Raw genomic sequence first — 11571 nt, forward strand, 5'->3', positions numbered from 1 at the left:
AATCATGAAAAATCAATTAAATTTTTACTTGCTTAGGCCATGTAAAAATTTATCTGCTTGATTAGAGACAATAACGCCATAATTAGCAGCACCTAACCACCCAGACATGATGATACCGACAGATCCAGCATGATAGAGACCTTTAATTTCCTGAGGCATTTGTGAACTAATTTCTAAGCCTTCAAATTTAGTACCAAAAGAAGTACCCTTCTCACTAAGAGTGTAAAACTCAACTGTTCTGGGAGTTCCGGCTTCTGCATAATCAATTTTTTCACGAATACCAGGTACATATTTATCTAAAACAGTGATGGTATCATCAATCATTTTGTCTTTTGCCTTTTGGTACTCTTCGTCACTTAAATCATTCCAGTCGTCAAAGCGAGCATTCATAGAAGCGACAATCGTGTAGCGATTGTCACGATCTGGACGAATTTCAGGATAATAGACAGAGAAGGTACGACTGGTGATGTTCATATCAACTAAGGCATCGGCATCATATTCGGGGTGAGTAGAAGTAAAAACTAAATCACCGAAGAAAGGTATCGACTCTCCCTTGCGAATCCCCAAATAAACTTGTGTTGATGAAGTATTAACTTTAACATCATCAAGTTGCTGAACAAATTCTGGACTAAAATTTTCTCTACCGACAAGGCGGTTGATAGTGGGGTGAATTCCTGCATTTGAGATAACACAATCACAGCTAAAAGTTTTGCCATTGACTGTAACGCCAGTGACTTTACCGTCTTCAGTTGTGATTTTTTGTACTAGTGCAGAAGTACAAATATCAATGCCATTATCATTCATAATGACTTCCATTTTATCAATCATATCATCCGTGCCACCATGATAGATATAAACACCTTTGCTCATGAAATTGGAAAAAACAATTCCGTAAGAGATAGCGGGTTCATCTAAAGTAGAGCCATTGGCGTAGGTAATGGGTTCCATAAGTAAGCGCCAAACATCGCTTCTATCAGGAAAGTATTTCTGAAACAAGTCACGAGTGGTAGAGTTATCTTGGTCATAGTAATTCATACGAGCCAAATGATCGTAAAAAGCAATGACTTGTTCGCGTTCAATATTAAATTCTTCTACAAGAATTCGCGTAAAGTCATCACGAGTAAAAGTGGTGTCAATGGTAAATTGAGGGTTATCAAAACGAACAGATTTTACTTGGTGAATATTATCGGCAAGTTCTTTGCTCCAATACTTTCGAAGAGTTTTTTTCATGCCTATAGGAAAACCATGAAGAGAGATGTCAAAAACATGTCCTGCACGTTTAAAGTACTGAGCTAAACCACCCAAGATATAATGTTGCTCTAAAAGTAATACTGAGCGCCCTTGACGTGCCATACAGTTGGCTGAAGTCATGCCACCGAGGCCGGATCCAATGACAATGACATCATAATGATCTTTAGTCGCCTTTTTGAGGTGAGTTTCTCGACCAACTTTAGCTTCTCTATGAGAACGATCACGACGAAATTTATGAGGTTTAGCGCGACGAATACTTTGTGATTTCTCTTTATCTTCAGACATTAAGTTTAGACCCATTAACTTTTTTTGCTGAAGATAGGGCAATTTTACAAGTTTTCTACGGCGTCTTTAAAACAAGCTGAAGCGAAGACTTAGCCTTAAGTGAATAGCCCAGAACGTTTGTGCACAGAATTTTATGATTCTCAAAAGGATTAAGTGTTGATATTGTGAGAAAATAATAAGCAGAAATTAAAGTGATTGAAGTCATCAGCTAGACAAAAAAGCGAAAGCTACTTAAATCTCCCAAAACGCTTCTTTTATTTAATATCCATGTACTTACAAAAAGCTATCAAGTATTTTTTCCTTCAGAAAAAATATCTTTGAGTGCTTGCCATTCTTGCAGTGATTTATTAAAAATCAGATCTTCTAATGAAACTTGTTGTTGATCTAGGTAGTCAGCTAATAATGGAGCAGGGTAGGGCCCATGATTTTGTCCGTCTCGATAAATATAGAAATCTTCCTGTCCCCAAGAACGAATATTATCGCTAATGGAAGGCCCAGCTTCAGGAGCATGGCTAACAACTGGACTTACAGGGACAGTGGGCTCAATTTTTGTTATTGTCTTGCCTTGTTTTTTATGTTGTTCTACCTCTTGATGTAAATAACGAGAGAGTCCCATCCATTGATCTTGAAGGCGATCATAAATTAAATCAGTCCCCTTAACTTGCTTGATCTGCATCATGCGTACTAACATATCTGCAGGTATAGGCTGCTCATCCAAATCATTGATTTTGACTTTAAATTCTTTTGATCCTAAAGAAGCGCAGTAATCTTGCATTTCTTTGGTGATATCATCAATGACAAAACTACCAAAGAACCTTTGAAAGAGATGATTATTATCTGCTCTTTGAAATTCTACGAGCTTAAACTTAAGAAATAGAAAGGCAAGACCCATACCACCAATAAAGCCTCCTAAATGAGCTCCATAAGCAATTCCTGCACCACCAGTGAGGGCACCAAAAATATCCCCTAATAACCAAAAAAGTATAATCCAGTAACCATCGACCTGAAATGTTCCTGGGCGTAGTAATAGCCAATAAAACATTTTGATTTGATTGACGGGATAAAGTGCAAAATAAAAGCCAATTACACCATTTATGGCACCGCTTGCTCCAATAGCACCGCCATCCGCCATCAAGAGGTGAAAGCAAGCAGCCGTTAAAGTGAAAAACAAGTACAAACCCAAATAGCGCCAGCTACCAATTTTGGAGCAAATGGCATTGCCAAAAACCCACAAAAACATCATATTAAAAAACCAGTGAAAGATATCTCCGTGCACTAAGACTGAAGCAAACCAGCCCAGTGGTTCTGACCACGAGCGCATAATAAATAATTCTTTTACATTTTCCGGCATATAAAGCCACCAAGTAAAAGTCACAATTGTGGTAATTGCGATTATCGCATAATTCATCCACGGGACACGTGGGAAAAGCACATCTAAGCGCACGGGAACTAATAACATCTCAACCTCCTCATAATTGAGCTATTAAGATGCATTAAAAAATCAAAAAGTACAAGTGACTAAAAATGAAGTTTTTATGAAAGCTAGTTTGTGACTAGAACAAATAAGAGGATTCACAATTCAGCTCACGGATTCAGGATAAAGTGAAGCGGGAAAAATATTTTCTTAATTGAAACTTAAAGAAGAAAAATTAAGGAAGTCATGTCAATTAATGCATCTGATGGGCGATTAATAGAGATGAGCGCAGGAAGGGGAATTATAAATTAAGGATTGCTATGTACCGCTTTATACTTTTAAGTTTAATAACATATACAAGTTTGGCTCTTGAGAGACCGAACATACTCATGATTGCAGTAGATGACCTCAAGCCGATACTAGGTGCCTATGGTGATCCATTGATTCAGTCACCGACAATTGATAAGCTCGCTCAGAAATCAGCTTTTTATGAAAGTGCTTATTGCCAGCAGGCGGTATGTGGCGCTTCTCGAGCGAGTATAATGACAGGCTTACGACCAGATAGCTCTCGTGTATGGGAGTTCCGTCAATTGATGCGAGAACGCAATCCCAATGCCATTACGATTCCTGAATACTTTAAATCACAGGGTTACATGACTTGCTTCACGGGTAAAATATTTGATTACCGTTGTGTGGCTGATGGCAAAAAGCAGGACTTACCCTCTTGGTCGAGAAAAGAACAGCCCAGAAATTCCGAGGCAATGAAAAATCTTGGTTTTGCGGATCCCGCATTTCACGAGAAAATTCGATTGAAGACGATAGAACTAAAGCAGCAGGTGAAAAAAGCAAGCTATGATGAAGTCAAAAAAGCGATGGGTGGAAGCCCTTGTTTCGAAGGTTCAGTAGATGGCCCAGATGAAATTTATGAAGATGGAATGATTGCAAAAGAAGGTGTGCGACTCATTAAAGAATTGGGTCAAAAAGAAAAACCTTTTTTCATTGCCGTGGGCTTCAAGAAACCTCATTTACCTTTTGTGGCGCCGAAAAAATATTGGGACATGTATAAAGAGAGTGACTTTGCTTTAGAAAGCTATCAAAGTGCGGCCCAAGGAGCGCCTTCTTATGCCTATCAGGATTCCTGGGAATTTTCAGGTTATAATGTACCTCGAGTGAACGGTAAAGTACCAGAGGATTTTCAAAGGAAGTTAAAGCATGGTTACGCGGCCTGCATTTCTTATGTGGATGCTCAGATAGCTAAATTACTGAGTACTTTAAAGCAAGAGGGCCTAGAAGAAAACACGATAATCATTTTTTGGTCAGATCATGGTTTTCATTTAGGTGATCATGGAATGTGGTGTAAACATAGTAATTACGAACAAGCCACGCGGGTTCCTTTCTTTCTTTATGATCCCCGCCAGCAATTGAAATCAGGAGTCTATAAGCAACCCGTTGAACTGATTGATATGTTTCCTACTTTGTGTGAACTCAGTGCTTTAGAAATCCCGGAAATTCTCGATGGTAAAAGCCTGCTCAGTGAAGAGGCTCAGCAGGCGACTTTTGCCCTCAGTCAATTTCCGCGCAATGCAGGAAAAAATAAAAAGATCATGGGGTATGGCTTCCGTTTTGAACGCTACCGCTATATCGAATGGGTGGACAATAATTATCAAAATGATAATACTCAATTTGGCCCTCTGAAAGAGATTGAGTTATACGATTATGAAAAAGATCCTCTAGAGACAGTCAATTTAGCGAATAACCCTGAGTACCGTGAAATTCTTAAGAAATTACAAAAGCAAGCAAAAGCAAGTGGCCTGAGTCGCGCCATTTATAGTAATTAACTATAAAAACTTACAAATAAGCCATACATTTTTGTCAATTATTATCAAATGTAGGCTATTAAAAGCGTATTAAAGATAAAATTAAAGCCAAGGAAAAATTATGAGCAAAGCATTTCCAGAAAATTTTGTATGGGGTTCAGCAACAGCGAGCTACCAGATCGAAGGTGCAGCAAAAGAATATGGTAGAGGAATGAGCATTTGGGATGCTTTTTGCGATACTCCAGGCAAAGTAGAAAGCGGTCACAATGGCGATGTTGCCTGCGACCACTATCATCGCTTTGAAGAAGATGTGAAAATGATGAAGGAACTGGGTTTACAGGCTTATCGTTTCTCTATCGCATGGTCACGTATTCAGCCAGATGGAAAAGGTGAAGTTAATCAGCAGGGCATCGACTTTTATAATCGTTTGATTGATTGCTTATTAGAACATGGAATTGAACCATGGGTAACTCTTTATCACTGGGATCTTCCATTAGCACTACAAATCGAGCATGATGGCTGGCTTAACAAAGAGATTGTCGGACACTTTGAAAAATATTCACGTATTTGCTTTGAAAACTTTGGTGATCGCGTGAAGAATTGGATCACACTCAACGAACCTTGGTGTGCAGCTGTACTTGGTTATGGTATTGGCGCACATGCTCCAGGACGTATTTCTCAATCAGAGCCCTACATCTCGGCCCATAATTTAATTTTGAGTCATGCACGCGCTTACCGCGTTTATAAAAATGAATTCGCTCACCAGAATGGTACGATTGGCATCACCAACAATTGCGATTTCCGCTACCCTCTAACAGATAAACCAGAAGATGTGGCAGCCGCAGAACGCAGTATGGAGTTTTTCTTAGCCTGGTTTGCCGATCCGATTTGGAAAGGTGATTATCCAGAAGTCATGAAAGAACGAGTTGGCGAGCGCCTTCCCAAATTCACAGAAGCAGAAAAAGCCGAGGTTTTTGGTTCGAGTGACTTCTTTGGCCTCAATCATTATACATCAATGATGGCTTCTGAGCCCAATGAAAATGATACTTTAGTGAGTGACATAGCCGGCAACGGTGGAATGATTGATGATCAGCAAGTTTTCCTCTCCAATGATCCATCATGGAATAAAACCCATATGCAATGGAATATCGTTCCCGAAGGCTGCCGCGATCTACTCAAATGGATTGATGCTCGTTACGATCATCCCATTATTTACATAACTGAAAATGGCTGTGCTTGTGATGAGCCTGATACTGATGCCGCGCTTAATGATGTAATGCGCAAAGAATTTTATGAGTCATATTTGCGTGAATCACGCAATGCTATTGAAGCAGGTGTCGACCTACGTGGTTATTTTGCTTGGTCATTAATGGATAATTTTGAGTGGTCATTTGGCTATAACCGTCGTTTCGGAATGTGCCGTGTCGATTACGAGACACTTGAACGTACACCTAAATTATCTGCGCGTTGGTTGAGTGATTCCATTGCTCAAAATGGCGCCAATATTTAATTAAAATTGCTGGCCTCGCAATGAGGCCTCGTTTTGTTATCATCAAAAAATCCTAAGCTTTGAAGCTTAGGATTTTTTATGTTCGTCTATGAGTAATGAAAAAAAAGATCAAGCAAGCCTGATCTTTCTCAAATAAATATTATTTCAGTTTAAAGCTATCAACTGAATCTTTAAGAATATCTCCTTGGTACTGCCAAGTACGCTTAGGAGCCGTTCCCGTAACGAGATAGATAAGCTCACCCTTTTTAAATGCTTTTGCATACCATTGAAATTCGCGTTTTTGCATGATGCCAGTGTACTCAATAGTGAACACACCATTGACAAGGCTTTCGCTAATTAGAGTAAATTTCATTTTTTGAAATTGACCGAGAGAGATATTTTTATACGCTTCCATCGAGCCTTTAAAAGCTTGTTTTTGAACATTTACATTAGCTTGAAAATTATCCATTGGCGGAAGAAAAAACATGGTGACCTGTGGGCCAGGAGCATTCTTTTTCTCAGTTATTGGTGCCGTGATTTGAAAATCAGTATGACTAAATTCGGCCTGCATGCTGAAGCTTAAAGCGATGAGTGTAAATAAGATTTTTTTCATTTTAGTTCCTTTATATTTTTAATAAGATTATCGATTAAGCGGGGCAAGGCCCCTTGGTTGCCTGGTCAAGGATTGGCAAATCCTTGCTGGGGGAGCTCGAGGGGGACAGAGTCCCTCTAGTACGGGTCGCATCATGCCCTTTATTATGCTTAATCATTTATTTTTTTGAGTCTAATAAAGAGTTCTCGTTGTGTACGGCGACCATGAGAACGTTTAGGGATAAAATTTTCTTCAAGGGTGAATAGGCCATCAAAAGCTTGCTCAAGCTCTTCCATGGATAGAGAATAAGGAGGACCATCTTGATCTGGAGGATCAAAGCGATAGAAAAGTCCGAAGATTTGACCATTTTCCTTGAGTATGCGGTGAGCACTTTCCATATAATCACGGCGCTGCTCTCGAGGAATGGCACAGAAGCAAGTATGCTCTAAGACATAATCGTAAAAGCCATCCTGCTCCGAAGATAATTCGAGAATATTTTTTTGAATGAGTTTTAAATCAGGGTAGTTATTTTTGGCGAGCTTAATGGCTTCAGAGGAAAAATCTAAGGCAGTAACTGTATATCCTTCTTGAGAGAAGTAATTGGCATCATGACCACCACCACAACCAAAACTAATGAGGGTTCCGGGTGTTAGCCAATCGGGATTTTGTTTTACGAGGTCTACAAAGGGCGGGGCGGGTTTGGCAATATCCCAACCTGGTTTTCCTTCGCGGTAAATTTTATCCCAGCTTTCAGCTTTTTCATTGCCTTTTGTACGCATGATTTTTCGTCTCCCAATTTATATCTACTTAAGTGAACTTAGCTTGAAGCTTTCATCCACTAAGAAAAGACTAATTTAGAAGTTTTTTATTAAAGAAACTCGAGTTCCGCTCGCACAGCTAGATGATCACTAACTAAATCATCCCAAAGTTCATAAGAGTTGAAACGCATTTCTTTGGATATGAGTATCCAGTCTAAGCGCAAGCCTAACTTTGGAAAACTAATGATTTTTTCTAGGGGATTCCACAACTGTAAATCCAATTCGAGAGCGAGTTTTTCAAGTACGCCATTTTTGCGGTATTGGCAATTAAAGTCTCCCATAATAATAAGAGGCATAGCTTTCTGCTTTTGAATGTAGTGACAAAGCATTTGAATTTGCCGCTGGCGAGTTTTTTCATGTAGGAAATCTAAATGAAGTGAGATCACACGAAAGTGTTTTTGGCAATGACTAATAACTTCAGCGGAAACAAAACCCTTGGGGAAAGTTAGTTTTGAACGTGGGAACACGTGGGATTCAGAATGTACGATTTTTAGTTTAGATAAAACCGCAGTTCCATAGGAGTAACGCTTTCCATAAACGTGCTCACCTTGTGCAACGTGAGAAAACCCCGCATGTTCAGCTAAAAACTGACTTTGATGAAGGTTTTTATGCCAAGTCATTTCAGCTTCTGATTCTTGGAGGGCAAGTAGATCAACGGGTGAACGCTGAATCTGTTTGGCCGTAGAAATGAGATTGGCTTCGATATTTTTACGACGCATGGTGAAGTGGCTCATGGATCGCCCGCGGCCATGAGCGAGATTAAAAGTACTTAAGCGTAAAATATCTTTACGTTGATCGCAAAAATTATGACTGGTACTGAGGGGAGAAATACGTTTGGCTTCTCCTGATTGGGGCCATTTGGGCATGAGTTTTGTCCTTGCTAATAAAGCTTATCTAAGTTAAAGAATTTGTTTTACTTAAAAAAACCAAATTTTTCAGCGAGAAAAGTCAAAAGAATTATCTTGGCTCATTACTTGATTTAGCTCCGTTAGTGTTCATTTTATAATAAGATAAATTAAGGTTAAGTCAATGGAGCACGCATTTTTTCAAAGTCAGTCAATGAGGCAGGAGCAACACCTCGCGCCCCATCAATTACTTTCCTTAGAAATCCTGAGCCTTCCAGTTATGGAGCTTCAGCAAAAAATTAATGAAGAGTTATCCTTAAATCCGACCTTAGAATTAGATAAAGCATCGGGTGAAAATTTAGCCGGAGACCCCTTAAGCGAGAATACAGAGATGTCGACTGAGGCAATGGCTGCGGTTGATAAGGATGAATCACTGATCGGCATGGTCCAGCTTGAGTCGTATTATGGCGATAGTGCTTTTAATCCAGATCAAGATAAAACGCGCCAACATTTTTTTGACTCTCTAAGTAATGAACAGGACTTAGCTAGTTTTCTTCTATCGCAAATTCATCAAGGAGAGATTACTGAAGCAGATATTGAGATTGCTAATGTGTTAATTGCCTTACTCAATGATCGTGGTTACTTAAATGCGAGTATAGAGGAAGTCGCTTTTAACGCCATGTGTTCCATAGAAAATGCTGAACGTGTATTAGCTTTATTACAGACCTTTGATCCCCCAGGCATCGCCGCCAGAGATTTACGTGAATGCCTTTTGATTCAATTAAAAAAAACGAAGGGATCTTTACTTTATAAACTCGTGGATAAGCATTTAGCCGATTTAGAGAAAAATAAAATTAAAGAAATTGCGAAAGCTTTAAAAATTAGTCCTATGGAAGTTCAAGATTTGATTGAAGAGCTTCAAAAATTAAATCCATCACCGGGTTTAGCTTACAGCAACCGTCGCCCAGATTTTATTTCTCCTGATGTAATTTTCGAGTTAAAAGATGGTGAGATAGAAGTCACAAGTTCGAAAGATTTTGTTCCTCGTTTACGACTCTCAGATAAATTCATGAAGATGTTAGAGGACCCCAAAACCGATACTGAAACAAAAAATTATTTGCGAGAGAAACTCGCAGAGAGTCGTTCACTACTGACGAGTTTGGATTTGCGTGAGAGTACTCTATTGCGCATAAGTCGCTTAGTGGCTCGTGACCAAAAAGACTTTTTTACGAATCAATCAAGTAGTTTAAATCCTGTCACAATGCGCGAAATCTCAGGCGAATTAGATTTGCACGAAACGACTATTTCACGTGCAGTAGCAGGTAAATATCTCGATAGTCCCAAAGGTATTTATACTTTGCGATCTTTCTTTAATCATGCCGTGAAAGTAAATGAAGGCGAAGAAATGACTGCGGAAAGAATCCAAGAAATGATTCGAGAAATCATCAATGATGAAGATCCCGAAAAACCCATTAGCGATGGCAAGATTTTATTAGCCCTAGAAGAATTAGGAGTGAATATTGCACGCCGCACAGTCGCTAAATATCGTGAAATAGCAGGCTTTAGTGCAGCCTCAAAAAGAAAGATGATTTTTTAAGATGCCGACGATTATAACAGGAGACCGAGAACAAGAACTTCATGAAAAAATTGATGTGATTGTAGTTTTGGACCGTTTGCGTTCAGCGCATAATGTGGGAAATATTTTTCGCTTAGCAGATGCGGTTAATATCAAGGCAGTGTATACCTGTGGTTATACCGCGACCCCACCTCACCCCAAGCTAGAGAAAACGGCAATGGGTACAGATCAGTTTGTTAATTGTACACACTTTGATCATTCGCTAGAGGCTGTTGAGCAATTGAAAAAGGAAGGCTATCGAGTTTATGCAGTGGATACAATAGAGAGTGCCATCGATGTCTATAAAGCTAACTTTACTGGTCCCAGTGCTTTTGTTTTTGGAAACGAAGCATTGGGAATGCAGCAGGAAACGTTAGAGGCCTGCGACGAGTTTATTTCCTTATCTGCGCGTGGACTTAAGAACTCAATCAATGTGTCTAATTGTGCTGCAGTGGTACTTTTTCAAGCGGCTCATCAATTAGCTAAGTAAGTTTATAATTTAAAAACAGGAGCACTCAGGTGCCTATTTATATTCGATTTATTATCTTAGTAACGCTTTGTTTTTTGACTGTGTTTACCAAAGTGAAAGCAGCTGATTCAGATAAAGTACAGGTTTTAATTGTAGATGGCTTTAGCAATCACGATTGGAAAAAAACAACGGAACTCATAAAGACTTTATTGAAAGAAGAAAAAGAGTTCGAAATTTCTGTTGCTACGGTACCAATAAAAGGGGATCCAGTCTGGTCTGGGTTCTTACCTGATTTTAAAAAATATAAGCTTGTGATACAAAATACCAATGATATCAACAACGGTAATTCATGGCCATTAGCAGCCCAAAAAGCTTTTGAAAAATATATCTACGAAGGCGGAAATATGTTAGTATTTCATTCAGCTAATAATGCATTTCCGGCTTGGAAAGAATACAATAAAATGATTGGCTTAGGCTGGCGAAACAAAGATTTTGGAAAAGCTATTCATATAGAGAATGATCAGCTAGTACTTGTCCCCGCAGGTCAGGGTGAGAATACGGGACACGGCAAAAGGCGTGATCTTATCGTTCATAAATTGGACGAGCATGCAATTACTAAAGACTATCCTAAGCAATGGATGGCAGCAGATTTAGAAGTCTACCGCTACGCACGTGGGCCCGCAGAAAACATGACGGTACTTTCCTATGCAAAAGATTTAAAAACGGAAAAAAACTTTCCTATTGAATGGATAGTGAAATACGGCAAGGGAGAAATTTATAATTCGACCTATGGCCATTATTGGAAAGGTCAAAAAACTTTACCTGCAGGAGTGCGTTGTGTAGCCTTTAGAACGTCATTTACACGAGCTACGCGCTATTTATCGGACGTGCCAGCTAAAGCTCTCCCCAATAACTTTCCATCGAGTCAAGCAGTAGAGTTAATTCCTCTAGAAACATAAACTTCAGCAGGCATTTA

At 39.3% G+C, this 11571-nt stretch carries 10 protein-coding genes; 5 read left to right on the forward strand and 5 right to left on the reverse strand.

The annotated features are described in order from the left end of the window. Positions 1 to 24: 24 nt before the first annotated feature. The gene (locus PQO03_RS11255) at positions 25 to 1536 is read right to left on the reverse strand and encodes a phytoene desaturase family protein (RefSeq protein ID WP_274150359.1); all 1512 of its coding nucleotides are present in this window, start codon (positions 1534 to 1536) and stop codon (positions 25 to 27) included. A 286-nt stretch (positions 1537 to 1822) separates the two neighbouring features. Next, complete coding sequence (locus PQO03_RS11260; RefSeq protein ID WP_274150360.1) at positions 1823 to 2995, reverse strand: rhomboid family intramembrane serine protease; 1173 nt, start codon at positions 2993 to 2995, stop codon at positions 1823 to 1825. Positions 2996 to 3270: 275 nt separating this feature from the next. On the opposite strand from PQO03_RS11260, the gene PQO03_RS11265 reads away from it, so the two are divergent. Then, positions 3271 to 4788, forward strand: a complete 1518-nt coding sequence (locus tag PQO03_RS11265; protein WP_274150361.1) for a sulfatase — start codon at positions 3271 to 3273, stop codon at positions 4786 to 4788. Positions 4789 to 4888: 100 nt separating this feature from the next. Further along, positions 4889 to 6277 carry a GH1 family beta-glucosidase gene (locus PQO03_RS11270; RefSeq protein WP_274150362.1) on the forward strand — a complete coding sequence of 463 codons (1389 nt, stop codon included), beginning with the start codon at positions 4889 to 4891 and terminating at the stop codon, positions 6275 to 6277. A gap of 139 nt (positions 6278 to 6416) precedes the next feature. Here the strand turns inward: PQO03_RS11270 and PQO03_RS11275 are convergent, their stop codons facing one another. From PQO03_RS11275 to PQO03_RS11285, 3 genes are all read right to left on the reverse strand, one after another. Beyond that, positions 6417 to 6869 carry a hypothetical protein gene (locus PQO03_RS11275; RefSeq protein ID WP_274150363.1) on the reverse strand — a complete coding sequence of 151 codons (453 nt, stop codon included), beginning with the start codon at positions 6867 to 6869 and terminating at the stop codon, positions 6417 to 6419. A gap of 149 nt (positions 6870 to 7018) precedes the next feature. Further along, complete coding sequence (locus tag PQO03_RS11280) at positions 7019 to 7627, reverse strand: class I SAM-dependent methyltransferase (protein ID WP_274150364.1); 609 nt, start codon at positions 7625 to 7627, stop codon at positions 7019 to 7021. Between the two features lie 89 nt (positions 7628 to 7716). Further along, positions 7717 to 8532, reverse strand: a complete 816-nt coding sequence (locus PQO03_RS11285) for an endonuclease/exonuclease/phosphatase family protein (RefSeq protein WP_274150365.1) — start codon at positions 8530 to 8532, stop codon at positions 7717 to 7719. Between the two features lie 163 nt (positions 8533 to 8695). Between PQO03_RS11285 and rpoN the strand changes: the two genes are divergently transcribed. Genes rpoN through PQO03_RS11300 form a run of 3 tightly spaced genes read left to right on the forward strand, consistent with a single transcriptional unit; the run spans position 8696 to position 11554 of the window. Beyond that, positions 8696 to 10108 carry an RNA polymerase factor sigma-54 gene (gene rpoN / locus PQO03_RS11290; RefSeq protein ID WP_274150366.1) on the forward strand — a complete coding sequence of 471 codons (1413 nt, stop codon included), beginning with the start codon at positions 8696 to 8698 and terminating at the stop codon, positions 10106 to 10108. Between the two features lies 1 nt (position 10109). Then, entirely contained in the window at positions 10110 to 10616 is a 507-nt protein-coding gene (locus PQO03_RS11295; RefSeq protein WP_274150367.1) for an RNA methyltransferase, read from the forward strand. 29 nt (positions 10617 to 10645) lie between these two features. After that, positions 10646 to 11554, forward strand: coding sequence for a ThuA domain-containing protein (locus tag PQO03_RS11300; protein ID WP_274150368.1), 909 nt, complete (start codon positions 10646 to 10648; stop codon positions 11552 to 11554). Positions 11555 to 11571: the final 17 nt, after the last annotated feature.

This window comes from Lentisphaera profundi (genome assembly GCF_028728065.1).
Taxonomy (GTDB): domain Bacteria; phylum Verrucomicrobiota; class Lentisphaeria; order Lentisphaerales; family Lentisphaeraceae; genus Lentisphaera; species Lentisphaera profundi.